The 24,428-nt window shown below is 64.3% G+C and carries 21 protein-coding genes and 4 tRNA genes; 4 read left to right on the plus strand and 21 right to left on the minus strand.

The annotated features are described in order from the left end of the window. Nucleotides 1-30: 30 nt before the first annotated feature. The 11 genes from ACQKPS_RS13045 to ACQKPS_RS13095 all read right to left on the minus strand — a co-directional run bounded on the left by ACQKPS_RS13045 (nucleotide 31) and on the right by ACQKPS_RS13095 (nucleotide 11,887). Nucleotides 31-207 carry a hypothetical protein gene (locus ACQKPS_RS13045; protein WP_176510170.1) on the minus strand — a complete coding sequence of 59 codons (177 nt, stop codon included), beginning with the start codon at nucleotides 205-207 and terminating at the stop codon, nucleotides 31-33. A 123-nt stretch (nucleotides 208-330) separates the two neighbouring features. Then, nucleotides 331-1,461: a lactonase family protein gene (locus ACQKPS_RS13050; protein WP_254480861.1), complete on the minus strand. Its 1,131-nt coding sequence runs from the start codon at nucleotides 1,459-1,461 to the stop codon at nucleotides 331-333. Then, on the minus strand, nucleotides 1,427-1,717 hold the full coding sequence (locus ACQKPS_RS13055; RefSeq protein WP_254480862.1) for a DUF5629 family protein: 291 nt from the start codon (nucleotides 1,715-1,717) through the stop codon (nucleotides 1,427-1,429). The genes ACQKPS_RS13050 and ACQKPS_RS13055 overlap by 35 nt, the downstream gene beginning before the upstream one ends. Before the next feature lie 67 nt (nucleotides 1,718-1,784). Then, the gene (locus tag ACQKPS_RS13060; protein WP_427604627.1) at nucleotides 1,785-4,160 is read right to left on the minus strand and encodes an efflux RND transporter permease subunit; all 2,376 of its coding nucleotides are present in this window, start codon (nucleotides 4,158-4,160) and stop codon (nucleotides 1,785-1,787) included. A gap of 20 nt (nucleotides 4,161-4,180) precedes the next feature. Further along, nucleotides 4,181-5,221 carry a WD40/YVTN/BNR-like repeat-containing protein gene (locus ACQKPS_RS13065; protein ID WP_427604375.1) on the minus strand — a complete coding sequence of 347 codons (1,041 nt, stop codon included), beginning with the start codon at nucleotides 5,219-5,221 and terminating at the stop codon, nucleotides 4,181-4,183. Nucleotides 5,222-5,390: 169 nt separating this feature from the next. Then, a complete protein-coding gene (gene pepN, locus ACQKPS_RS13070) occupies nucleotides 5,391-8,048 on the minus strand; it encodes an aminopeptidase N (protein WP_427604377.1) in 2,658 nt (885 codons plus the stop codon). Between the two features lie 13 nt (nucleotides 8,049-8,061). Continuing rightward, nucleotides 8,062-8,892, minus strand: coding sequence for a DUF2797 domain-containing protein (locus tag ACQKPS_RS13075; protein WP_427604379.1), 831 nt, complete (start codon nucleotides 8,890-8,892; stop codon nucleotides 8,062-8,064). Next, complete coding sequence (locus tag ACQKPS_RS13080; RefSeq protein ID WP_054885767.1) at nucleotides 8,889-9,149, minus strand: YeaC family protein; 261 nt, start codon at nucleotides 9,147-9,149, stop codon at nucleotides 8,889-8,891. The genes ACQKPS_RS13075 and ACQKPS_RS13080 overlap by 4 nt, the downstream gene beginning before the upstream one ends. Nucleotides 9,150-9,162: 13 nt before the next feature. Further along, a complete protein-coding gene (locus ACQKPS_RS13085) occupies nucleotides 9,163-10,029 on the minus strand; it encodes a rhomboid family intramembrane serine protease (RefSeq protein ID WP_313203084.1) in 867 nt (288 codons plus the stop codon). Continuing rightward, complete coding sequence (locus ACQKPS_RS13090; protein ID WP_427604381.1) at nucleotides 10,026-10,997, minus strand: metallophosphoesterase; 972 nt, start codon at nucleotides 10,995-10,997, stop codon at nucleotides 10,026-10,028. The genes ACQKPS_RS13085 and ACQKPS_RS13090 overlap by 4 nt, the downstream gene beginning before the upstream one ends. Next, nucleotides 10,997-11,887, minus strand: a complete 891-nt coding sequence (locus ACQKPS_RS13095; protein ID WP_054885764.1) for an NAD(+) kinase — start codon at nucleotides 11,885-11,887, stop codon at nucleotides 10,997-10,999. Before ACQKPS_RS13095 ends, ACQKPS_RS13090 begins: the two co-directional genes overlap by 1 nt. Nucleotides 11,888-11,975: 88 nt before the next feature. Between ACQKPS_RS13095 and ACQKPS_RS13100 the strand changes: the two genes are divergently transcribed. Together ACQKPS_RS13100 and cybB are read left to right on the plus strand one after the other, a co-directional pair. Further along, nucleotides 11,976-12,911: a DUF1853 family protein gene (locus tag ACQKPS_RS13100; RefSeq protein ID WP_427604383.1), complete on the plus strand. Its 936-nt coding sequence runs from the start codon at nucleotides 11,976-11,978 to the stop codon at nucleotides 12,909-12,911. A gap of 142 nt (nucleotides 12,912-13,053) precedes the next feature. Then, on the plus strand, nucleotides 13,054-13,599 hold the full coding sequence (gene cybB / locus ACQKPS_RS13105; protein WP_427604385.1) for a cytochrome b561: 546 nt from the start codon (nucleotides 13,054-13,056) through the stop codon (nucleotides 13,597-13,599). Here the strand turns inward: cybB and ACQKPS_RS13110 are convergent. Both ACQKPS_RS13110 and ACQKPS_RS13115 read right to left on the minus strand, forming a co-directional pair. Further along, the gene (locus ACQKPS_RS13110; protein WP_254480870.1) at nucleotides 13,590-14,480 is read right to left on the minus strand and encodes a 1-aminocyclopropane-1-carboxylate deaminase/D-cysteine desulfhydrase; all 891 of its coding nucleotides are present in this window, start codon (nucleotides 14,478-14,480) and stop codon (nucleotides 13,590-13,592) included. The genes cybB and ACQKPS_RS13110 overlap by 10 nt on opposite strands. Nucleotides 14,481-14,533: 53 nt before the next feature. After that, a complete protein-coding gene (locus ACQKPS_RS13115; protein ID WP_427604386.1) occupies nucleotides 14,534-16,570 on the minus strand; it encodes an FAD-dependent oxidoreductase in 2,037 nt (678 codons plus the stop codon). A gap of 185 nt (nucleotides 16,571-16,755) precedes the next feature. On the opposite strand from ACQKPS_RS13115, the gene ACQKPS_RS13120 reads away from it, so the two are divergent. Continuing rightward, complete coding sequence (locus tag ACQKPS_RS13120; protein ID WP_254480872.1) at nucleotides 16,756-17,874, plus strand: nitrilase-related carbon-nitrogen hydrolase; 1,119 nt, start codon at nucleotides 16,756-16,758, stop codon at nucleotides 17,872-17,874. A 4-nt stretch (nucleotides 17,875-17,878) separates the two neighbouring features. Then, nucleotides 17,879-18,919: an AraC family transcriptional regulator gene (locus ACQKPS_RS13125; RefSeq protein ID WP_254480873.1), complete on the plus strand. Its 1,041-nt coding sequence runs from the start codon at nucleotides 17,879-17,881 to the stop codon at nucleotides 18,917-18,919. A 224-nt stretch (nucleotides 18,920-19,143) separates the two neighbouring features. Here ACQKPS_RS13125 and ACQKPS_RS13130 read toward each other — a convergent pair whose 3' ends face one another. From ACQKPS_RS13130 to purF, 8 genes are all read right to left on the minus strand, one after another. Beyond that, nucleotides 19,144-19,968 carry a DUF2242 domain-containing protein gene (locus tag ACQKPS_RS13130; RefSeq protein ID WP_254480874.1) on the minus strand — a complete coding sequence of 275 codons (825 nt, stop codon included), beginning with the start codon at nucleotides 19,966-19,968 and terminating at the stop codon, nucleotides 19,144-19,146. A gap of 188 nt (nucleotides 19,969-20,156) precedes the next feature. After that, nucleotides 20,157-20,233: transfer RNA gene (locus ACQKPS_RS13135), tRNA-Asp, on the minus strand. A gap of 140 nt (nucleotides 20,234-20,373) precedes the next feature. Continuing rightward, nucleotides 20,374-20,450 (minus strand) — tRNA-Asp (locus ACQKPS_RS13140). 100 nt (nucleotides 20,451-20,550) lie between these two features. Then, nucleotides 20,551-20,627: transfer RNA gene (locus ACQKPS_RS13145), tRNA-Asp, on the minus strand. A 67-nt stretch (nucleotides 20,628-20,694) separates the two neighbouring features. Next, nucleotides 20,695-20,770 (minus strand) — tRNA-Val (locus tag ACQKPS_RS13150). A gap of 148 nt (nucleotides 20,771-20,918) precedes the next feature. Beyond that, nucleotides 20,919-21,689, minus strand: a complete 771-nt coding sequence (locus ACQKPS_RS13155; RefSeq protein WP_165837365.1) for an SDR family oxidoreductase — start codon at nucleotides 21,687-21,689, stop codon at nucleotides 20,919-20,921. Beyond that, nucleotides 21,689-22,900 (minus strand): O-succinylhomoserine sulfhydrylase, encoded by a 1,212-nt coding sequence (locus ACQKPS_RS13160; protein WP_197894945.1) that lies wholly within the window; start codon nucleotides 22,898-22,900, stop codon nucleotides 21,689-21,691. Before ACQKPS_RS13160 ends, ACQKPS_RS13155 begins: the two co-directional genes overlap by 1 nt. A gap of 15 nt (nucleotides 22,901-22,915) precedes the next feature. Beyond that, a complete protein-coding gene (gene purF / locus ACQKPS_RS13165) occupies nucleotides 22,916-24,421 on the minus strand; it encodes an amidophosphoribosyltransferase (protein ID WP_054885754.1) in 1,506 nt (501 codons plus the stop codon). Nucleotides 24,422-24,428 lie beyond the last annotated feature (7 nt).

The raw sequence follows: 24,428 nt of genomic DNA on the forward strand, positions 1-24,428 counted from the left end.
GGCTCCCACAGGGGCCTGGCAAGGTTTCAATCAGTGGCTGTGCTTGCCGCTCAAGGCCGCATGGAAATTGGCGCTCTGGCGCAGGTACTGCTCGGTGTAGCTGTGGGTGGACGTGGCCTTGCGGGTATCGGCATGGGCATGGGCCGGCAGCACGACGGAAGCGGAAATGGCAGATGCGGCAATCACAGGGAAGAGATTGAAGTTCATGATGGCTGACCTCGACAGGTGTGGTTTGACGTTCAGCCGCTTGGGCCTTGAGCCAAACTTACGCCGCTGAGGTCAGCCGCAGAAATTCATTGCGCTGGTAGGCGTTATCACCGCCATCGATAGTCAGTCGATGAACTTGAGGTCCGAAGGCGCATCCTGGGGCAAGGTCTGTACCGTCTCGCCAATCTTGCCGCTGCGCGGGTCGCGGCGCATGACCACGATCTGGTTGCTCTTCTGGTTGGCCACCAGCAGGAAGTTGTCGCTCGGGTCCAGGGCGAATTCCCGCGGGTGGTCGCCTTCGACCGAACGGCGCTGCAGCAAGGTCAGCTGGCCGTCATCCTTGCCCACGCTGAACACCACGATCTCGTTCACCGTGCCGCGATTGCTGACATACAGGAAGCGCCCGTCCGCCGACAGGTGCAGCCCACCGGAAGCCTTGGCGGCGGCATCCTGCTGTTCGGTCAGCGGCAAGCGCTGGCGTTCCAGCAAGGCATCGTCCCTGACCTCGAACATCACCACCTCACCACTCATTTCCAGCGTCAGGTACGCATGCCGGCCCTTGGCATCAAACAGCAGATGACGCGGCCCGCTGCCCGGAGGCAAATCAACCGCAGCGGGGATCGCCGGGCTCAACGGGTGATCGACGCTGGCGCCGTCGTAGCGATAGATGAACACCTTGTCGGCGCCCAGGTCGCAGGCATACAGATGCTGGCCATCCGGTGACAGCACCAATGAATGCACATGGGCGCCGGCCTGGCGCTCGGGATTCACGCCGCTGGGCTTGTGCCGCAACTGCTGCACCACGTCCTTGAGCTTGCCGTCCCTGGTCACCGGGATCACCGCCAGGCTGCCGCCCGGGTCGGAGGCGACAGCGTAGTTGGCGACGAACAGATAGCGCTGGTCACGGCTCAGGCTGGCATGGGTCGGCTCGTCGCCACGACTGGCCACCTGGTTCAGCGGTTTGATCTCGCCCTTGGCACTGACGCTGAAGCTGCTGACATGGCCATTGGGGGTTTCATTGACCGCGAACAGTTGGCGCTGGTCGGCCGACAGCACCAGCCACGACGGGCTGACGCTCTTGACCACCTGTTGCGGCGTCGGGTCGATCTGCCCCGTCTTGCTGTCGAAGGCGTAGCGGTAGATGCCCTGGCTCTGGCCGTCGGTGTAGCTGCCAACCAGCAACGTGGCGGCGTGGGAGGTGATCGTCAGGCTCATCAGGCTAGCGCTCAGCAGGCTGGTCCAGATCCGCTTCATCGTCGTCTTCATCCGGGGCGCGAAAGGCACTCATACAGACTAGACGATGCTCGCCCTGAGCATCGGCGAGTTGCCATTGATCATCGGCACCGACGGCGGCAGCGATCTGCTCGGGGGTGAAAGACCAGCGACGCAGCTGGCGACCGTCCATGCACTCGATGGTCAGGCCGGTGTCGTCGCAAGTGAAGTCGAAGGCGTGCAGGCCGTCGATCAGGAGCATGTCGCAGGTTGCGAGGGCAGTGGCGAGGGGGGACATGGGGATACCGATCAGAAATGAACCGGCAGTATAACCCGAGGGCCGCGCTGCGGCCCTCGGCGAGATATCAATGGGCGAAGATCGACCCCCCCTCCTTGCCCACCATCTTCTCGGGTTTGATCAGGAACCGCGCCAGCGCCGGCAGCAGCCACAGCGCGCCGAACATGTTCCACAGCAGCATGAAGGTCAGCATCAGGCCCATGTCGGCCTGGAACTTGATCGCCGAGAAGATCCAGGTGCACACGCCAATCGCCAGGCACAGGCCGGTGAACAGCACCGCTTTACCGGTCGAGCGCAGGGTCTGGTAGTAAGCCTCCTGCAGCGGCAGGCCAGCACGCAGGAAGCTTTCCAGGCGGCTATAGATGTAGATGCCGTAGTCCACGCCGATGCCCACGCCCAGGGCCACCACCGGCAAGGTGGCGACCTTGACGCCGATGCCCATGAAGGCCATCAGCGCGTTGCCCAGCACCGAGGTCAGCACCAGCGGCAGGACGATGCACAGGGTCGCGGCGAAGGAGCGGAAGGTGATCATGCACATCACCGCCACGCACAGGTAGACCAGGATCAGGATGGTCAGCTCGGCCGACTTGATCACCTCGTTGGTCGCCGCCTCGATCCCGGCGTTACCTGCCGCCAGCAAGAACTGCAGGCCCTCCTTGTCGTGGCTGTCGGCGAACGCCTTGGCCACTGCGGTAACGCGTTCCAGGGTCTCGGCCTTGTGGTCGTTGAGGAACACCAGCACCGGCGCCAGCGAGCAATCGGCGTTGTACAGGCCGTCGGCGCGGGCGATGGAGTTGTTGAGGATGTCCGGGTTGCGCGACAGCGTCTCCCACTTCAGGCTGCCCTCGTTCATGCCCTTGATAACTTGCTTGGACACGGTCACCAGAGAGATCGCCGACTGCACGCCGGGGGTGTTCTGCATGGTCCACATCAGCTCGTCGATCGGCGCCATGGTCGAGTGGATCGAGCAGCTTTCCGGCGGCGTCTTGACCATGATCACCAGCACGTCGGAACTGGTCGAATAATTGCTGATGATGAAGTTGTTGTCCTGGTTGTAGCGCGAATCCGGGCGCAGCTCCGGTGCGCCCTGGTCGAGGTCGCCGATCTTCAGGTTCTGGCTGTACCACAGGCCGCCGGCGAAGGCGATCAATGCCAGGATGATGGACACCGGAGCCACCTTGGCGCTGGCGAAGTTCGACAGCAGGCGCCAGAACGGGTGCTCGCGGGTCGCGTCCTTCTTGCTGCGTTCGATGGCCTTCTTGCTGATGCCAACGTACGAGATTGCCACCGGCAGCAGGATCAGGTTGGTGAACACGATCACCGCCACACCGATGGACGCGCCGATGGCCAGTTCGCGGATCACGCCGATGTCGATGATCAGCAAGGTGATGAAGCCCACGGCGTCGGCGAGGATGGCGATCATCCCCGGCAGGAACAGCTGGCGGAAGGTGCGCCGGGCGGCGGTCAGGGCATTGTCCGCGTCACTGGACTGCAAGGCGATGCCGTTGATCTTCTGCACGCCGTGGGAAATGCCGATGGCGAAGATCAGGAACGGTACCAGCATCGAGTACGGGTCCAGGCCGAAGCCCACGGCATGCATCAGGCCCAACTGCCAGACCACCGCCACCAGGGTGGTGATGAGCACGGCGATGGTGCTGCGGATGCACCAGGTGAACCAGTACAACAGGACCCAGGTGATCACCAGGGCCACACCGAAGAACATCGCCACCATGACCAGGCCGTCGATCAGGTCGCCGACCTTCTTGGCGAAGCCGATGATGTGGATCTTCACGTTGGGGTTCTGTGCCTGGAACTTGTCGCGGATCTTCTCTTCCAGCTGGTGCGAGAACTGCTGGTAATCCAGCTTGACCTGCTTGCCAGGGTCCTGCGGGTCGGGGAAGCTCTCCAGCAGTGGCACGTCGACGATGCTGGACTTGAAGTTGTTGCCCACCAGGCGCCCGACCTGGCCAGACTTGAGCACGTTGTCGCGCAAGGTGTCGAGGCTGTCCTGGGAGCCGTTGTAGGTATTGGGGATGACTTCGCCCCCGGAGAAGCCCTCCTCGGTGACCTCGCTCCAGCGCACGCTCGGGCTCCACAGCGACTTGAGGCCGGCGCGGTCGACCCCGGGGATGTAGAACACCTCGTCATGGATCTGCCGCAGCGTTTCCATGTAGTCCTTGTCGAAAATGTCACCTTTGACCGCCTCGACCGAGATACGCACGGTGTTGCCAAGGTTGGCCAGGTCGTTGCGGTGCTCCATCATCTGTTCGATGAACGGGTGCTGCAGCGGGATCATCTTCTCGAAGCTGGTCGAGGGGCGGATCTGCGTGGCCTGCCAGAACAGGAAGATGCTGACCAAAAGGCACAGGGCGATGACCACCGGGCGGTTGTTGAAGATCAGGCGTTCAAGCAGCGTGGCCTTGTCCTGATGGTGCGGGTGCATGGTAATGCTCTCCCTGCTGGTCATGGACGCACCTCCTTGGCAGCCGACTCCGCACCTTCGGCGTTGGCCAGGTGCACACCACCCTGCCCCACCAGCAGCAAACCACCATTGGCCAGGCCACTGACACCGGCCAGGGCGATGCGGTCGCTGCGGTTGAAGACGCTGAAAGTCTGGCCATCATCGGTGCTGCGCAGCACGCTGCCGCCATTGCCGACCAGCACCAGGCTGCCATCTTCGACAAGCGTAGCGCCTGCCAGGCCGAATTCGAGCTCACCACGGCCAGCCTTGAGCGTGATCGGCTGCCAGCTGTCACCGAAGTCGGTGGAACGGAACAGGTTGCCGCGCAGGCCATAGGCCAACAAGGTATTCGGCTTGCCGGTAGCGATCACACCGAACAGCGACCCCTCGTAGGGGCCCTCAACCTTGGCCCAGGTCTGGCCATCGTCGCTGGAGCGGTACATGCCGCCCTGCTCGCCGACGATGAACAGCCCGGCATCGCGCACCCGGGTGATGCCGTTGAGGTGGAGTTGGTCGGGGTTGTCCAGGCGTTCGCCGATGTCCTGCCAGTGCTGGCCGCCGTCACTGGTTTCCAGCAGCGCTCCGTAGGCCCCCACGGCAAAGCCGTGCTGGGCGTCGAGGAAGGTGATGTCGAGCAGCGGCGCTTCACGGGACAGGTCTTCGAACTGCTTGCTCCAGGTGGCGCCACCGTCGCTGCTGGCGAGGATCTGCGCATCATGGCCGACCGCCCAGCCACGCTTGTCGTCGAGGAAGAACACGGCGGTGAGCAGCTGCCGGGTGGGTACCCGGGCCTGGGTCCAGGTGCTGCCCTGGTCGTCGGAGAACAGAATGTGACCGCGATCACCGACCACCACCAGGCGCTTGCCGGCATGGGCGGCGCCGATCAGCAGGCTCTGGCTGGCCTTGGCTGACTCGGTCGAGTATTCGTCGGCCGCAGCGGCCTGCGCGCTGTCAGCCCACATCCCCAGTGCCAGCGCCAGCATCGCGCCGGCCGCCAATGGCCAGGCACCACGCCTGGCCTGCGTCATCACCCGCTGCTTCATGACCATCCCCTGTTGTGTTCTTCTTGGTGGGTCTGTGCTGTGAAAAGCCTGTTTTAGAGGCTTGGGGGGATCGTATCGGGGAAGGTTGCGCGATTACAACGAACGGGACGTTATGTTTTGTTAACCGGAAAAAACTGGGGCCGCGTTGCGGCCCCAGGATCCACCAAGCTTAAGCCAGGCTCTTGCTCACCACTTCATACACATCACTGGACAGCTCACCGGAAGCAAGAATCCGCTCCAGCTCGCCCTTCATCAGCACCTGGCGCGCAGCGTCATACTTGCGCCAGCGGGTCAGCGGCGCCAGTTGACGCGAAGCGATCTGCGGGTTCAGCGCATTCAGCTCGATCACCAGGTCGGCCAGGAAGCGATACCCCGAACCGTCGGCGGCATGGAAGTTGATCAGGTTCTGCCCGGCAAAGGCACCGATCAGCGCCCGCACCTTGTTCGGGTTCTTCAGGGTGAACGCCGGGTGCTGCATCAGCGCCTTGACCCGCGCCAGCCCGCCCGGCAGCGTGCTGGCTGCCTGGACGCTGAACCACTGGTCCATGACCAGTGGGTTGTCCTTGAAGTGCTCGGCAAAGCTTTCCAGCACCCTGGCACGCTCGGCCTCGAACGGCGAGTTGACCAGCACGGCCAGCGCGGTGAGGCGCTCGGTCATGTTGTCGCAGTGTTCGAACTGCTCCAGGGTCGCCTCCAGCACCTGCGGCTTGCCGCTCAGCATCAGGTAAGACAGGGCGATGTTCTGCAGGCTGCGGCGGGCGAAGTGTTCGGCAGCGGCCACATAGGGGGTGCTGCGCGACACCTCGCGGTTGGCCTGGTAACGCGCCCACAGGGCGTCGAACAGCTGCTCGGCGATCTGCTGGCGGGCGAACTCACGGGCGGCGTGGATGGCATCGACGTCGGCCACCTCGCTGATCTCGGTCAGGTAGGCCTCGCCTGGCAGCGAGAGCATCTCGGCGACCATGGCGGGGTCCAGCGCCTCGTTGCCCAGCACGGTGCCGAGCGCAGTGATCAGGCGCTGGTCGAGCTTCAGCGCTTCGCCGCGCTGGTGCTGGCCAATCAGCTCCTGCAGCACCTGCACCGACAGCTGCTGGCCCGCTTCCCAGCGGTTGAAGCCGTCGCTGTCGTGCTGCATGAGGAACATCAACTGGTCGCGGTCGTACGGGAAGCTCAGCTTGACCGGCGCGCTGAAACCGCGCAGCAGCGAAGGCAGCGGCTTGGCCGCGATGCCCTGGAAGGTGAAGGTCTGCTCGGCTTCGGTCACCGACAGCACGCGGCTGGTACCGTCAGCCGAGCCTTCGCCAGCCAGTTGCAGCGGCAAGTCGTTGCCCTCGGCATCGAGCAGGCCCAGTTCGACCGGGATCACGAACGGCAGCTTCTCGGCCTTGTCCGGGGTCTGCGGGCAGCTCTGGCGGAAGGTCAGGCTGTAGGTCTGCGCGGTGGCGTCATAGGCTTCGCTGACCTCCAGGCGCGGCGTGCCGGCCTGACTGTACCAGCGCTTGAACTGGGTGAAGTCGACGCCGTTGGCGTCTTCCATGGCCTTGATGAAGTCGTCGGTGGTCACGGCCTGGCCATCGTGGCGTTCGAAGTACAGGTCGCTGCCCTTGCGGAAGCCCTCGGCGCCCAGCAGGGTGCGCACCATGCGCACGACTTCGGCGCCCTTCTCGTACACGGTCAGGGTGTAGAAGTTGGAGATCTCGATGAAGCTGTCCGGGCGCACCGGGTGGGCCATGGGGCCGGCATCTTCGGCGAACTGATGGGTGCGCAGGTAGGCGACGTCCTCGATGCGCTTGACCGTGCGCGAGTTCATGTCAGCGCTGAACTCGGCATCGCGGAACACCGTGAAGCCTTCCTTGAGCGACAGCTGGAACCAGTCGCGGCAGGTCACGCGGTTGCCCGACCAGTTGTGGAAGTACTCGTGGGCGACCACACCTTCGACACGCTGATGGGCAGCATCGGTGGCGGTTTCGGCGCGGGCCAGTACGCAGCTCGAGTTGAAGATGTTCAGGCCCTTGTTTTCCATGGCGCCCATGTTGAAGTCATTGACCGCGACGATCATGAAGATGTCCAGGTCGTACTCGCGACCGTACACCTCTTCGTCCCAGCGCATGGACTTCTTCAGGCTGACCATGGCGTGTTCGCACTTGTCGATGTTCTCAGGCTCGACGTAGATGCGCAGGGTCACGTCGCGGCCGGACTGGCGGACGAAATTGTCCTCGACGCACCACAGGTCACCGGCCACCAGCGCGAACAGGTACGCCGGTTTCTTGAACGGGTCTTCCCAGGTCGCCCAGTGGCGGCCATCTTCTGCCGGCCCGCTGTCGATCGGGTTGCCGTTGCTGAGCAGCACCGGGTAGCGATGCTGCTCGGCGATCACCGTGGTGGTGAAGGTGCTCATCACGTCCGGGCGGTCGAGGTAATAGGTGATCTTGCGGAAGCCCTCGGCCTCGCACTGGGTGCAGAACATCTTGCCAGACTTGTACAGGCCTTCCAGCGCGGTGTTGCGCTCCGGGTGGATCTTCACGCTGGTATCGAGGGTGAAGCGCTCGGCCTTGGGGTGAACGGTCAGGCTGTCGGCGTCGAGCTGGTAGTCGCCCGCCTGCAGCTCCTGGTCGTCCAGCGAAGCGCGCAGCAGCTCCAGCTGCTGGCCGTCCAGCTTCAGCGGCGGCAGGCCGGCACCGCGTGCCGGGTTGCGGCGCATGACCAGTTGCGCGTGGACCAGGGTGTGGTCCTCGAACAGCTCGAAGGTCAGGTGCGTCTCGTCGATCAGGTACTCGGGCGCCTGGTAATCCTTGAGGTAGATCACTTGCGGTTGTTCGGTACGCATGTGCAGGTCCTTTTTACTGGAGCACGGCCAACTGGTAGGCCGTGTACTTGCGAATATTGATCACGCCGGTATCGAAGATCAGGTACTGACCCTTGATACCCAGCAGCGTGCCTTCGGCCACCGGATCCTTGTCCAGGTTGAAACTGACGATTTTCTTCGGGTAGGCCTCGACCGGATAGCGCATCTGCACCACTTCGGCGTCGGGCAGTGGCTGGATAGCTTGCAGGCCAAAGCGGTCCTGCAGCGCGCGCAGGCCCTCGGCACAGGCATCGAAGATACCTTCGCGGATGGCCGGCAGGTCGAGTACCTCGGCGTCGCCCTTGAGCAGCGTGCGCCAGTTGGTGCGATCCGGCACCTGGCTGCGCAGTATGTCTTCGACCAGGCCCGATTGCTGGCGGGTAGCCACGCGCATGATCGGCAGGGCCTGGATGGCGCCCTGGTCGAGCCAGCGGGTGGGCAGCTGGGTGGCCCGGGTGATGCCGACCTTGATCCCCGACGAGTTGGCCAGGTACACCACGTGGTCGGTCATGCAGAACTGTTCGCCCCACGCCGGTTCACGGCAGGTGCCGGCGTCATAGTGGCACCTTTCCGGGGCCATGATGCACACGTCGCACTGGGCCAGCTTGGTCATGCACGGGTAGCAATAACCCTGGCTGAAGCTGGTCTTGGTGCGCTTGCCGCAATGGCTGCAGTGAATGGCGCCAAGGTATTCCAGGCGCACGCGCTGGCCGATCAGCGGGTTGACCGGCACCTGGGTGTCATCCAGGCGGAAGCTGTATTGCACCACCGGAGCCTGCAGGCTGACCGCCATCTTGCTCAAAGAGCCACGAGCGAGTTCGATCAATGTACCGAGTCCGACTTGAACAGAATGTTGGCGATGGGTGCGGACTTCGACGCGCATTCCTGCGGGCCCATGTAGCCGGTACGCTGCTCTTCGGGCAGGTTCTTCATCTCCCAGGCGATCACCGCCTGCAACGACAGTTCTTTCTGCTCGGCGGTGAGTTTGCGCCCGTCCGACCATTTGCCGATTTCCACGGCGAGTTTCAGGCTCTGGTAGATTTCCGGGGTGATGTTTTCGATCATTTGCGCGAAAGTGGACATAGTGTCTCCTGATTCAAGCCGACAGTTTACGCCGGGCCAGCGCCCCGCCCAAGAGCCCGGTCAGGCATCCGATGAGCAGCCCGCCGACGTGGGCGGCATTGGCGATCTGGCCGAAGCCAAGCTGGCCGACCACGCCGGTCAGGCAGATCACCAGCCAGATCAGCATCATCACCAGCACGCCCTTGGGCAGGTTGAAATAGGGGTTGGGCGCCAGCCACTGGTACAGCCAGACGTGGCCGAGCAGACCGTAGAGCACGCCGGACAGGCCGCCGAACAGGCTCGGGCCACTGGTGGAGTGCTGGGCCAGGTTGGACACCAGGCTGAACAGCAGGGTCAGGCCGAGCAGCAGCCAGGGGCCCTGGCGCAGCTCGATGCGCTTGCCCAGCTCCCAGTACCACAGGCCGTTCATGGCCAGGTGCAGCACGCCGAAATGCAGCAGCATGGGCGAGACCAGGCGCCACCACTGGCCTTCGGCGAGGCCTTGGGCCAGCGGCGTGAAGTGCAGGTAGTCGCCCTGGACGCGGAAGTCGAGGAAGGTGAACCAGCTGATGACGTTCAGGTTGTCGCCCAGGCTGGTGAGGCCGGCGACGATCAGGCAGAGGACGAGGACCGTGGCGGTGACCTTGCAGGCTTTGGCCTGGTCGGCCAGGGAGGGCTGTGTGGGGGCCATCGCGGATAAATCCGCTCCTACGTCAGCATTACCGTCGGGAAAGCGCTGGTAGAGCTCGCGCACGTCGGCAACCAGGGTGTCGGGGGCCCAGAGCACCTGCTCCTCGCCCTCCTCGCTGACCCGGTGCGGTACCTGCAGGCGCTGCAGCAGGTGGACGAAGCCGCTGAGGTCGACCGACAGCGGCAGGCGCATCACTTCGATGATTTTCATTGGTTGGCCTGGGGGCGTTCGACGTCGACCCAGACGAACTTGTGCGGGTCGATGCGGGTTTCATCATCCAGCCGGTAGGCCGCCAGCTTGCCGTACAGCACCGCGCTGTAGTCCAGGCACGCCAGGTTGGCGCGGATCGGTGCCGGGCGGCCGCTGCGCCAGTAGTGGCCGACGAACAGCAGGGGTTCGTCCTCGGCGTAGCGCAGCAGGGCATTTTTTTCGCTGTGGCTGAGTGGCGTACGGGCTACGTCTTCGGGCAGCGCATCAGGCTGGAAGACGATGTCACCGTAGGTCTGCGGGTCTTCTTCCCAGAACTTGGTGCGGAAGAAGGCGCGGGTCAGGCCGTCGCCGCCGGTCAGGGTCAGGCCGTCCGGCAGGCGCATGTCGGTGCCGCGCAGCAGGCGGTTGCACACGGTGGCGGCAAAGCTCCCGGGCACCGCCGACGCCTGGATGAAGTGCTCGTCGATACGCCCGCCCGGGTACTGCTGGCGCAGCGGTTCGATCAGCCGCGGGTCCCAGCAGGCGTGCACCAGGCGGAAGCGCCCGGCATCGACGAACAGCGGCAGGTCATAGAACCACTGCACGAAGTCGTGCCAGTCGCCCGGGTGATGGGCGAACTGGGTCAGGGTCTCGTCGATCAGCCGGGCGTGGCGCGGGGTGTGTTCGCGCACGAACGACTTGCCGCTGCCGGGCAGTGCCGGGGTGACCCAGCCCAGCGCGTTGTACTCGTGGTTGCCCATGATGCAGAACGCCTGGCCGGCCTCGACCATGTCATGGACGATGTGCAGCGCCTCGCGGATGCGCGGGCCACGGTCGACGATGTCGCCCAGGAACAGCGCCTGGCGCCATGGATGACGCCAGACCCCGCCGACACGTTTGTAGCCGAGGGCGTCGAGCAGGCGTTCGAGGGTCAGTGCACAGCCGTGCACGTCGCCGATGATGTCGAAACTGCGCGCCGGATCGAGCATCAGTCGTCCCTGCCTCCCAGGCGGCTGCCCCAGCCGAGTTTGGTGCGGCACACCTCATAGTAGTTGTGGTCGAGCGGGTGGATCAGGCGCAGCTTCTGCGGCTTCTTGCTGACCGTGATGGTGTCGCCCGGCGCACAGGTGAAGTGGTTCTGGCCGTCGCAGGACACTTGCGGGTAAATCTGCAGCTCCTTGGACACCACGATCTTCAGCTCACTGTTGCCGTCGACCACGATCGGCCGCCCCGACAGGGTGTGCGGGTACATCGGCACGATGACGATGGCGTCGAGCTTGGGGTGCATGATCGGTCCGCCCGCCGACAGGGCGTAGGCGGTGGAACCGGTCGGAGTGGCGACGATCAGGCCGTCGGCCTTCTGGCTGCAGACGAACTGGCCGTCGATGTAGATCTCGAACTCGATCATCCGCGTCGACTTGCCCGGGTGCAGGACCACGTCGTTGAGCGCATCGCCCTGGCCGATGGCCTCGTGATGGCGGCGCACCTCGGCCTGCAGCAGGAAGCGGTTTTCCACCAGGTAATGGCCATCGAGCACTTCGGCAACCTTCTGCTCCAGCTCGTCCGGGCGGATGTCGGTGAGGAAGCCCAGGTTGCCGCGGTTGATGCCCAGCACCGGCACATTGTGCCGGGCCAGGGCGCGGGCGGCGCCGAGCAGGCTGCCGTCGCCACCGACCACGATGACCAAGTCGCAGACCTCGCCCAGCAACTTTCGCGTGGAGGTTTGCAGGCCGTGGCCGGGCAGTACTTCGGCAATGGTGTCCTCGAGAATCACGTGCAGGTGGCGCTCGAGGAGGAATTTTTTCAGTCGGCGAATGGTGTCGAGCACCTGCGAGCTGCCAAGGCGGCCGATGATACCGATATTGCGAAATTGCTCCATGGGGCTCCTGCAAGGCTCTGCGGCGGGTGACGATGTCGCGATTATGGGCGAAACGACCGGGTAGCGGCAAACCGGCTATGCTCGCAGCATGACGCCTTTCGCCGAGCTCCATGAGCTGCCCCGTCGCTTGCGCCGCCCTGCCGTGCGCGACCTGGCGTGGACCCTGCTGTCGCCCGCGCTACTCAGCGCCCCGCCCTGCCCCCAGCGCCATCCGCTGGCGGGTAGCGCCTGGGCGGCCGATCCGCAGCGCCTGCACGAATGGTTGCGCGCACTGGATGCGGATGACCTGCCCTTGCGCGACTGGCTGGCAAGGATCACCAGCCGGCGCCTGGGACTGTACTACGAAGGCCTGTGGCAGTTCGCCCTGAAACAAGCGCCCGGGGTCGAGCTGCTGGCGTCCAACCTGGCGATTCGCACAGGGGGACGGACCCTGGGCGAGCTGGACATTCTGCTGCGCGATAGCGAAGGCACGCATCATCTGGAGCTGGCCATCAAACTGTACCTGGGGCCGACCGTGGACCACGGGCGCGACCCGGCGCACTGGCTCGGGCCTGGCTGCCATGATCGGCTCGGCAGCAAACTGGCACACCTGGCCGGGCACCAGCTGCCCATGTCGGCGGACGCGCAGAGTCGCGAAGCACTGGCTGCCTTAGGGGCCGATCAGGTGCACGCGCACCTGTGGCTGGGTGGCTATCTGTTCTATCCGTGGCCGGGGCACGCCGAGCCGCCTGCGGGTGCCAATCCCCGGCATTTGCGCGGGCGCTGGGCAAGGCGAAGCGACTGGCACACGGCGGCGGATGAACACTGGCAACCATTGGCGCGGCATGCCTGGCTGGCGCCAGCGCGGGTCGAGGCGGACGAATGCTGGACGGTGCAGCGCTTTGGAGACTGGCTGAGGCAGCTGGACGAGCATGCACCGGCGCAGTTGCTGGTCAGGCTGGAGCCTGATGACGAGGGCGCCTGGCAGGAAGCCGAGCGCTTGTTTCTGGTGGCTGACAGTTGGCCGCATCTGCCAGGAAATTGAGGTTGCCTGTGCCCGCGAAAGGGCCGCCACTGACAACACAAATTTCACCGACCTGGCGCAAAACTATATTCCCGGATAGCGATTACAGTTACCCCAGAGCGCCAGCAAGAGCGCCATTCCAACCTGATGACGAGGACCGATCATGGTTTCATCCACCCCCGCGCCCCATTACGCACGCCTGTCCATCGCCCTGCATTGGCTGATGGTGCTGTTGTTGGCCGCCGTGTACGCCTGTATCGAATTCCGCGGCCTGTTCCCCAAGGACAGTGCCGAACGCAACCTGATGAAAGACCTGCACTTCATGCTTGGCCTGAGCGTGTTCGTGCTGGTCTGGCTGCGCCTGGCCGTGCGCCTTAGCCGCCCGACCCCGCCGATCATGCCCAAGCCACCCGCCTGGCAGACCGGCCTTGCCCACCTGGTGCACCTGGCGCTGTACCTGATGATGATCGGCCTGCCAGTAGCCGGCTGGCTGATCCTCAGTGCCGCCGACAAACCGGTGCCATTCTTCGGTCTGGAACTGCCGCACCTGATCGGCCCAGACCCGGACCAGGCCAAGTTCATCAAGGGCTGGCATGAGCGGGTGGCAAGCTGGGGTTACTGGCTGATCGGGATACATGCACTGGCCGGGCTCTACCACCACTACGTGCAGCGCGACAACACCCTGCTGCGGATGCTGCCCTACAAGTAACCGCGCCGGCCCTGCAGGCCACCGGTGTGGACGAAGATCAGGCGGGTACCGGGCGCGAACAGCCCGGCCCCGACCTGATCACGCAGGGCCAGCAAGGCCTTGCCGGTATACAGGGCTTCGAGTGGCACACCACTGCGCCGCTCACTCTCGGCGATGAAGGCCAGCAACTCATCATCGAACTTGCCAAAGCCACCTCGGCTGGCGTCATGCAACTGGTAGCCCTGCGAGCCAGCCAGTGCAGCGACTGTCTGCGGCACGCCGTGATCCAGCGGCACCGCCAGGGCACCATGCACCGCGTGCTCGCCTGCCTCGGCAAGTACCAGGCCGGCCACTGTCGTGCCGGTACCAGCTGCCAGCCACCAGGCGTCGTAGCCAGACCACCCCAGCGCTGACAGCTGCCAACGGGCTTGCTCGACGATCAGCGCACACCCTTCGGCACCCGCCGTCCCGCCGCCACCCTCGGGAATACAATGCCAGCCTGGATAACGAGCCTGCCAAGGCTCCCAGAAGCCCGGCTCATGGCGGGCCCGATAACCGCCGTAGCCCAGCCAGTGCAATTGCATGCCCAGGGCTTGCAGGTCGCGTACCGTCGGGGTGTCTTGCGGGTGGCCGCGCAGCAGGCCGGCGGTGGCGAAGCCGAAGCGTTTGCCTGCGGCAGCCAGGGCGTGCAGGTGGTTGGAGTGGTTACCGCCGAGGCTTACCAGGCCAGGGGCGCCTGCGCCATGGGCATGCTGCAAGTGGTGGCGGAGCTTGAACCACTTGTTGCCGCTGATCAGAGGATCAATCAGGTCCAGGCGCAGGATGGCGGCTTCAACCTTGGCTTTTGTCAGCCAAGGGAGAACCAGGTGCTGCAGCGGCGGTTGAGGTAGATGAAGGTACATGGCGCGCAGTTTATCAGTGAAACCCCTGGGGGCGCGTTGCGCCCCCGGCGATCTCACAGTTCGGCAGCGAGTCGCGAGCCTTGGTTGATCGCCCGCTTGGCATCCAGTTCGGCCGCCACATCGGCACCGCCGATCAGGTGCACCGATTGCCCCGCCGCAACCAGCCCGTCATGCAGCTCGCGCAACGGCTCCTGCCCGGCGCAGATCACCACGTTGTCCACGGCCAGCACCTGCGGTTCGCCTTCACCCATACGAATGTGCAGGCCAGCATCGTCGATCTGCAGGTACTCGACGCCATTGAGCATCTGCACCTGCTTGTTCTTCAACCCGGTACGGTGAATCCAGCCCGTGGTCTTGCCCAGCCCGTCGCCGACCTTGGTTTTCTTGCGCTGCAACAGGTACACCTGGCGCGCCGGCGCATGCGGCTCGGCCGTGATCCCGGCAACGCCACCGCGTGCCTCCAGGCGGGTATCGATCCCCCACTCCTTCCAGAACGCCTCGCGGTCCTGGCTGCTGGCCACGCCCTGATGCACGAGGTACTCGGAAACGTCGAAACCGATGCCACCGGCGCCAATCACCGCGACCGACTTGCCCACCGGCTTGCGCTCGATCAGCACGTCCAGGTAGCTGAGCACCTTGGCATGCTCGACACCCGGGATGGCCGGGGTACGCGGCGCGATACCGGTAGCCAGGATGATTTCGTCGTAGCCACCCGCTACCAGCGCCTGCACATCGACCCGGGTATTGAGCCGCAGATCGACGCCGGTGCTTTTCACCTTGTTGCGGAAGTAGCGCAAGGTCTCGTGGAACTCCTCCTTGCCCGGTACCCGCTTGGCCACGTTGAATTGCCCGCCAATCTCGCTGGCGGCATCGAACAGCGTCACTTCATGGCCACGCTCGGCCGCGACGGTGGCCGCTGCCAGGCCCGCAGGGCCAGCGCCGACCACGGCGATGCGCTTCACGGCACGCACCGGCAGATAGTTGAGCTCGGTTTCGTGGCAGGCGCGCGGGTTGACCAGGCAGCTGGTGAGCTTGCCACCGAAGGTGTGGTCCAGGCAGGCCTGGTTGCAACCGATGCAGGTGTTGATCTCGTCGGCACGCCCTGCGGCCGCCTTGTTGACGAAGTCGGCGTCGGCCAGGAACGGCCGGGCCATGGAAACCATGTCGGCATCGCCCTCGGCCAGCACCGCTTCGGCCACTTCCGGGGTATTGATACGGTTGGTGGTGATCAGCGGAATGTTCACCGCGCCGCGCAGCTTGGCGGTGACCTTGCTGAACGCCGCACGCGGCACCTTGGTGGCAATGGTCGGGATGCGCGCCTCGTGCCAGCCGATACCGGTATTGATCAGCGTCGCGCCGGCCTGCTCGATGGCCTTGGCCAGCAGCTCGATCTCGTCCCAGGTGCTGCCGCCCTCGACCAGGTCGAGCATCGACAGGCGGAAGATGATGATGAAGTCTGGCCCTACGGCCTCGCGCACACGGGTGACGATCTGCACCGCCAGGCGCATGCGGTTCTCGTAACTGCCACCCCAGCGGTCGGTGCGCTGGTTGGTATGGGCGGCGAGGAACTGGTTGATGAAGTAGCCTTCAGAACCCATGATCTCGACGCCATCGTAGCCGGCACGCTGGGCCAGCACGGCGCAATTGACGAAGTCGGCGATCTGCTTCTCGATGCCCGCTTCATCCAGTTCCTTCGGCTTGAACGGGTTGATCGGTGCCTGGATAGCGCTGGGCGCTACCTGACGCGGGCTGTAGGCATAGCGCCCGGCATGCAGGATCTGCAGGCAGATCTTGCCCCCGGCTTCATGTACGGCCTGGGTAACGATGCGGTGCTTGTCGGCTTCTTCCTCGGTACTGAGCTTGGCCGCGCCGGAGTACACGCCGCCTTCATCGTTCGGGGCGATACCGCCAGTGACCATCAGGCCGACGCCACCACGGGCGCGCTCGGAAAAATACGCCGCCATGCGCTCGAAACCGCCCGGGCGCTCCTCGAGGCCGGTGTGCATCGAGCCCATCAGGGTGCGGTTGCGCAGGGTGGTGAAGCCCAGGTCGAGCGGGGCCAGTAAATGCGGGTAGCGGTCGGCGGCCATGGAAAGGTCCCCAGTTGGCGTGATCACGGAGTGCGGGTACCTCAGAGGGCCCCGTCGTTTATCTGCCTGCGACATTAAACAGCCGTTTGAACGGGCTCAATGATCGAAACTGACAACTTATTGATCCTCCCGCGCAGCGGGACTACCCTAGGGAACCCTCGATTCCCAAGGCGCTGTACCGCTTGATGCGAAAACTCCTGGCAGGCGCCCTGGCGCTGGTAATGATCACCGCCCTGTGCGGCTACGGTTTCTGGACCCAACAGCGCCCGGAAGGCCATTACCTCTCCGATCTGCGCATCGAACTGGCGCTCAACCATGGCGTGCCCGGCGAGCACGGCAACCTGCTCGGCATCGAGCCGTTGCTGTTCCCTAGCGACTACCAGAGCCTGCAACGGCTGCACCGCAAGCTTTCCGCCTACCTGGAACAGGCGCGCGCCAAGGGCCTGGTTGGCCCCCGCACGGTCGTGGTGCTGCCGGAACACATCGGCACCTGGCTGTGGGCACGGGGCGAAAAGAACGAGCTGTTCCAGGTCACCCGCAATCGAGACGCCGAGCAATGGCTGGAGCTGAGCAACCCGCTGCGCTATGGCCTGGCCATGCTGAGCGCCAATGGCGATGACCGCCGCGCCGATGCCCACCTGCGCATGAAGGCCCGCCAGATGGCCAGCGATTACCAGCAGCTGTTCGGCGGCCTGGCCAAGGAATTCGGTGTGACCCTGGTAGCAGGCTCGATCGTGCTGCCTGCCCCCTATGTCGAACAAGGTGTGCTGCACATTGGGCAAGGGCCGCTGTTCAACAGCAGCCTGGTGTTCGCCGCGGATGGTTTGCCGCTAGGCCAACCGCAACATCAGCAATACCCCGACAGCGAGACACGGCGCTACATCCATCACGGCCGGCATTTCCCGCTGCAAGTCCTGCAGACCCCCGCCGGGCGCCTTGGCGTGCTGATCGGCAGCGACAGCTGGTACCCGGAAAACCAGCGCCAGTTGCAGCAACAACAGGCCCAACTGATCGCCAACCCGGTATTTCTCAGCGGCAAAGGCAGTTGGGATACCCCCTGGCGCGGCAATCGCCACCAGGACGCCGCTGCCGAACTGCCCCTGCAACGTGGCGAGGTCAGCGAGCAGGCCGCCTGGCAACGCCTGACCCAGGCCGCAGGTGACAGCACCAGCAGCATGAGCGTGTTCATGCGTGGGCAATTCTGGGAACAAGGCAGCGACGGCCAAGGCTTCGCCCACCAGGCAGGTGAATTGCTGGCAGGGCCTCCCAGCCGCGGCGCACGCCTGCTGAACCTGTGGCTGTAGGCACATGAGCCGCCCCCGCGTGCGCCTGGGCGACCTTTCGGTGGGTTTCGTCCAGCCCCTGGCCGAAGCGCTGCGCGAGCAAGGACATGATCCGGCGCCGCTACTAAAGCAATACGGGCTCGATACCGCACGCCTGGCCGAAGCGGGCGCACGCTTGTCGATCCCGCGCTACATGCACCTTGGGCATGCGGCCATCGCGCTGTGTGGCGAGCCAGCGCTGGGCCTGCGCATGGGGCGTCGCAGTCGCCTGGCCCAGGCCGGGCTGGCCGGCGTCACGGCAGCCCAGGCTCCGACCCTGGGCGAGGCAGCGCGTACACTGCTGCGCTTCGAGCCACTCTACGCGGCGAATTACCGTGGCCACTCCAGCTATCAGGAAGACCCCCAAGGCGCGTGGCTGCGTTTCTACTCGATCAGCCCCTACAACGATTACAACCGCTTCGTGGTCGATTCGCTGCTGGCGGGCTGGCTGGCGCAGCTTGCCACCCTGGCTGGGATCCCTGTACAGGCCGAGCGCCTTGAAGTCGAATTCGATGCCCCCGACTACGCGGCCGCGTACCAGCCCCTGTGCAGCACACCGGTGCAGTTCGGCTCCAGCGCCAACCGCTTGCGGCTGAGCCGCAGCACGCTCGAGCAGGCCAACCCACAGCATTGCCCGAGCACCTTCAGCCACCTGCTGCACCTGTGTGAAACAGAAATGCTCCAGCGCACTCGCGTGCGCAGCCTGGGCGAGCGCATTACCCATCTTCTCGGCCCGCTGCTCAATGGCGGCCGTGAACCTGACCTCGAGGAAGTGGCGCTGCGCTTGCAACTGCCCACCTGGACACTGCGGCGCAAGCTGGCGGAAGAAGGCACGCGCTTTCGTGACCTGCTCAACGACACGCGACGCGACCTTGCCGAAGCCTACATCCGCGATACGGAGTTGGCCTTTGGCGAGATCGCTTATTTGTTGGGGTTTGCATCGGCAGAGGCCTTCCAACGCGCATTCAAGCGCTGGACGGGCCTTACGCCGGGGGAGTTTCGCCGCAGCCAGCGGCGGGCAGGTTAAAGCTCCGTGGCGTCGTCTGCCGGTTCTGGCGGATCCAGTTCGTAAGCCTGAAACTCGAGCAGCTCTTCCTGATAGTCATCCATCGTCCTGCGTCCTCTTCTCATCTGTCTTCGTTGGTCATGCCTTCAACCTAAGCGGCCCGGGTGAAGGAATGATGACAAGCTTATGAGTGGTAAACGTAGCAGGTGTTCAGGAAGTTATCGCCGGGCATCTGTAACAGCGAATTAAAGCGACGCCGGTGCCTCCTGCGCAGGCTGCGCGTCTTGCTGCACCTGAATCGGTGCGGCCTCCGCTGGCGGTGCCACCGGTTGCGAGGCCTGGCTATCATCGACCACGGGTTTGGCCGCGGCTTCAGTGGCAGGTACAGCCGCCGCAGGTGCGGGAGCAGCTTCAACCAATGGCGCAGCCGCCGGTGCTGCAACGGCCGGGGCTGCCGAGGCCTGCTCCGGCAAACCCAGGTCAGGCGCCGGCTTCTCAGGCTTTGGCGCAGGCGCTTCGACCTTGGCCTTGGCGACCTTCTTCGGCTTGGGCAGGAAGCTTTCGACCAGGGCGAAGTAGCGGTCATAGAACTGCGCCGCCGTCACCGTCTCGCTGGCGACCTTGACCATCGAGTCGTCGCTGGAGCCGATCGGCATGGATACCGAACCGAGCACGCCAACACCCAGGCTGGCAGAGCTATTGGACTTCTTCAGGCTGTAACGGTCCTGCAAGGCGTTGGCGAACATCGTCGAACGCTTGTCGTCGTTGACGTCTGGCGCACAGGTCACGTTGAAACTGATCTGCAGGTGGTTTTCGCTGTTCTGCTGGAAGCTCTTGTTGCCCATCACCTGGTTGGCGCCACTGCTGGTGATGATGTAGCCCTGGCTGAGCAACGCACGGCGAGCCGCTTCGCAGGAACCGGCATCGGTCACCGGGAAGCTGCGCGAGTAAGTGCCCGAGTCGTCGAAGTTCTCGTGCTCGTAGATGGCGGCTTTTTTCGAAGAGCAACCGGTCACGCCCGCCAGCACCAGGGCCAGCCCGAGCGCACCAAAGACGGAGGATCTGGTCATTGCGAATTCCGGGTAAGTCAAAAGAGGCCTATTGTGCATCACTGCAGGCAAGCACAGGAACCGTTGATCGGTGAAGAGTGTGTCAGGTTCGTGTAAATCTGGTGCCGGCATGGCCCAGAAACGAAAAAAGCGACCCGAAGGTCGCTTTCTCGTTGCTTCAAGGCGTTCAAGGGGCCTTGAGGCGAAGATGGCGCAGCGGACGGGACTCGAACCCGCGACCCCCGGCGTGACAGGCCGGTATTCTAACCGACTGAACTACCGCTGCGTATCATTCAGGCTTGCGCCCGATTGAAACCTGGGTCTACCCTTCCGGCGCGATGGCCTCAGGGCAGGCACAAAAAAAGCGACAGGTGATCGCTTCATTTGTGTTTGCTTCGAGGCGTTCTAGGGACCTCGAAACGAAGATGGCGCAGCGGACGGGACTCGAACCCGCGACCCCCGGCGTGACAGGCCGGTATTCTAACCGACTGAACTACCGCTGCGTATCGTTCAGGCTTGCGCCCGATTGAAACTGGGATCAGCCCAAGGCGTTTTGCCTTGTGGCTTCAGACCGGTGCCAGGCACCCGTCTGTTACTGAAAAATGGCGCAGCGGACGGGACTCGAACCCGCGACCCCCGGCGTGACAGGCCGGTATTCTAACCGACTGAACTACCGCTGCGCAGTGCGTTTCTCTCCGGCTATCGGCTTCATCAGAAGCGTCCAGCGCTAGAAACAATCTCAGGAAGTGGTGGGTGATGACGGGATCGAACCGCCGACCCTCTGCTTGTAAGGCAGATGCTCTCCCGGCTGAGCTAATCACCCTCGCGATGTTGCTTGTTGCGTTTGCTTCGCTGAGGCCGCGAAATTTACGCAGGTGCCGATGCTAAGTCAATAGCCCCGTTGAATTTTTTTCAAAAAAGGCAAAAACGGAAAAGGGACCTTTCGGTCCCCTTCGCTTACCACTGCTTGCTCAGGTGTAGATCATCTTGCGGGTCATGCCGCCGTCGACCACGAACTCTTGGCCGGTGACGAACCCGGCCTGGCGCGACAACAGCCAGGCGACCATGGCTGCCACATCCTCCACCGTGCCGACCCTGCCCGTCGGGTGCTGGGCATGGTCGGCCTCGGTCAAGGGTTCGGCACGGCGCTGGGAAGGGTCACGGGCATCGATCCAGCCCGGGCTCACCGCATTGACGCGGATCTCCGGGCCCAGGCTCATGGCCAGGGCATGGGTCAAGGCCACCAGTCCCCCCTTGCTCGCCGCGTAGGCCTCGGTGTCCGGCTCGGACTGCCGGGCACGCGTCGAGGTCAGGTTGACGATCGCACCATTGTGCGCGCGCAGGTACGGCGCGCAATGCTTGGCCAGCAACATCGGGCCATTGAGGTTGACCGCCAGTACCCGGTTCCACTGCGCCAGGCTCAAGCTTTCGAGGGTCTGGTTGTGCGGGTTGGCGATCGCCGCGTTGCACACCAGCGCATCCAGGCGCCCGAACTGGCCGAGCACTTCGGACACCCCGGCGCTGACCTGGGCCTCGTCGGCCACGTCCATTGTGATGAACCAGGCGTTTTCGCCCAGGGCCTTGGCCACCTTGGCCCCGCGCTGGCGGTCAAGGTCGCTGAGCACCACTTGCCAACCTTCGCAGATCAGCCAGGCGGCAATGCCCAGGCCGATGCCACGGGCAGCACCGGTGACCAGGGCAACCCGACCATTATGGCCTGGTACACCGCCGCGGATTTCCATCAGAGAGCCGCCAGCCCACGGGCGAGGTCCGCCTGCAGGTCAGCCACGTCTTCCAGGCCCACGGCAACCCGGATCAGGCTGTCGCGAATGCCCGCCGCTTCACGCTCCTGCGGCGTCAGGCGACCGTGAGAAGTGGTAGCCGGGTGGGCAATGGTGGTCTTGCTGTCACCCAGGTTGGTGGTGATCGAGATCACCCGGGTAGCGTCGATGAAGCGCCAGGCGCCTTCCTTGCCACCTTTGACTTCGAAGCTGACCACCGCACCGAAACCGCTCATCTGGCGCTTGGCCAGCTCATGCTGCGGGTGGCTTGGCAGACCGGCGTAATGCACCTTCTCCACGCCCTCCTGCTGCTCGAGCCATTCGGCCAGGACCTGGGCGCTCTCGCAGTGCGCACGCATGCGCAGCTTGAGGGTTTCCAGGCCCTTGGTGAAGATCCAGGCGTTGAACGGGCTGAGGGTTGGCCCAGCAGTGCGCAGGAAGCCCACCACTTCTTTCATCTGCTCGGCACGGCCGGCGACCACACCGCCCATGCAACGGCCCTGGCCGTCGATGAACTTGGTGGCCGAGTGGAACACGATGTCGGCACCCAGCTTGAGCGGCTGCTGCAAGGCCGGAGTGCTGAAACAGTTGTCCACCACCAGCATGGCGCCACGGGCGTGGGCGATTTCGGCCAGTGCGCTGATGTCGACCAGCTCGGCCAGCGGGTTGGACGGGGACTCGACGATCAGCAGCTTGGTGTTGGCCTTGATGGCCTTTTCCCAGCCCGTGAGGTCGACCAGTGGCACGTAGTCCACCTGCACACCGAAGCGCTTGAAGTACTTCTCGAACAGGCTGATGGTCGAGCCGAACACGCTCTGCGATACCAGTACGTGGTCGCCGGCACTGCACAGCGACATGACCACGGCGAGGATCGCCGCCATGCCGGTGGAGGTACCCACGGCCTGCTCGGCGCCTTCCATGGCCGCCAGGCGCTCTTCAAAGGCACGCACGGACGGGTTGGTGTAGCGCGAGTAGACATTGCCCGGCGTTTCGCCGGCAAAACGCGCAGCGGCATCGGCCGCCGTGCGGAACACATAGCTGGAGGTCAGGAACAGCGCTTCGCTGTGCTCGGCCTCCGGTGTACGGCTTTGACCGGCGCGCACCGCCAGGGTGTCGAAACCGACACCCTCGAGGTCACTGTCCAGTCGCCCGGCATCCCATTGATCCGTCATGCCGTCGCTCCCAAATCAGTTGTTGTAGAGGTCGATGATCGCGCTGACCGCCTGGTTCTTGACCTTGGCCAGGTCATTACGGGCCTGTTCGATGCGGTCAAGGTAGGCTTCGTCGATGTCGCCGGTGACGTATTCACCGTTGAACACCGCGCAATCGAAGTGATCGATCTTGATCTTGCCGCCACCGACCGAGTCGATCAGGTCCGGCAGGTCCTGGTAGACCAGCCAGTCGGCGCCGATCAACTCGGCCACCTGCTCGGTGGTACGGTTGTGGGCGATCAGTTCGTGCACACTCGGCATGTCGATGCCGTAGACGTTGGGGTAGCGCACCGCAGGGGCTGCGGAGCAGAAGTAGACGTTCTTGGCGCCGGCTTCACGGGCCATCTGGATGATCTGCTTGCACGTGGTGCCGCGCACGATCGAGTCGTCCACCAGCATCACGTTCTTGCCGCGGAACTCCAGCTCGATGGCGTTGAGCTTCTGGCGCACCGACTTCTTGCGCGCGGCCTGGCCAGGCATGATGAAGGTACGGCCGATGTAGCGGTTCTTGACGAAGCCTTCGCGGAACTTCACGCCCAGGCGGTTGGCCAGCTCCAGCGCGGCAGTACGGCTGGTGTCCGGGATCGGGATGACCACGTCGATATCGTGCTCAGGGCGCTCGCGCATGATCTTGTCGGCGAGCTTTTCACCCATGCGCAGACGGGCCTTGTACACCGAGATACCGTCGATGATCGAGTCCGGGCGGGCCAGGTAGACGTGCTCGAAGATGCACGGCTGCAGCTTCGGTGCATCGGCGCACTGCTTGGTGAACAGCTGGCCTTCCTCGGTGATGTACACCGCTTCGCCCGGCGCCAGGTCGCGGATCAGGGTGAAGCCGAGCACGTCGAGGGCGACGCTTTCCGATGCAATCATGTATTCCACGCCTTCGTCGGTGTGACGCTGGCCGAATACCACCGGGCGGATGCCGTTCGGGTCACGGAAGCCGACGACACCGTAGCCGGTGATCATCGCAACGACGGCGTAGCCGCCGACGCAACGGCTGTGCACGTGGGACACCGCGGCGAACACGTCTTCTTCGGTCGGCTGCAGCTTGCCACGCACGGCCAGCTCATGGGCGAACACGTTCAGCAGCACTTCCGAGTCGGAATTGGTATTGACGTGGCGCAGGTCGGACTCGTAGATCTCCTTGGCCAGCTGCTCGACGTTGGTCAGGTTGCCGTTGTGTGCCAGGGTGATGCCATACGGCGAGTTGACGTAGAACGGCTGGGCCTCGGCCGAAGTCGAGCTGCCCGCAGTCGGGTAGCGCACATGGCCGATGCCGATGTTGCCGACCAGGCGCTGCATGTGACGCTGCTGGAAGACATCGCGCACCAGGCCATTATCCTTGCGCAGGAACAACCGGCCGTCGTGGCTGGTCACGATACCGGCAGCGTCCTGGCCGCGGTGCTGGAGGACCGTAAGCGCGTCATACAGCGCCTGATTGACGTTCGACTTACCGACGATACCGACGATGCCACACATGCGACGC

Source organism: Pseudomonas sp. NPDC086566 (assembly GCF_050280885.1).
GTDB lineage: Bacteria > Pseudomonadota > Gammaproteobacteria > Pseudomonadales > Pseudomonadaceae > Aquipseudomonas > Aquipseudomonas vlassakiae.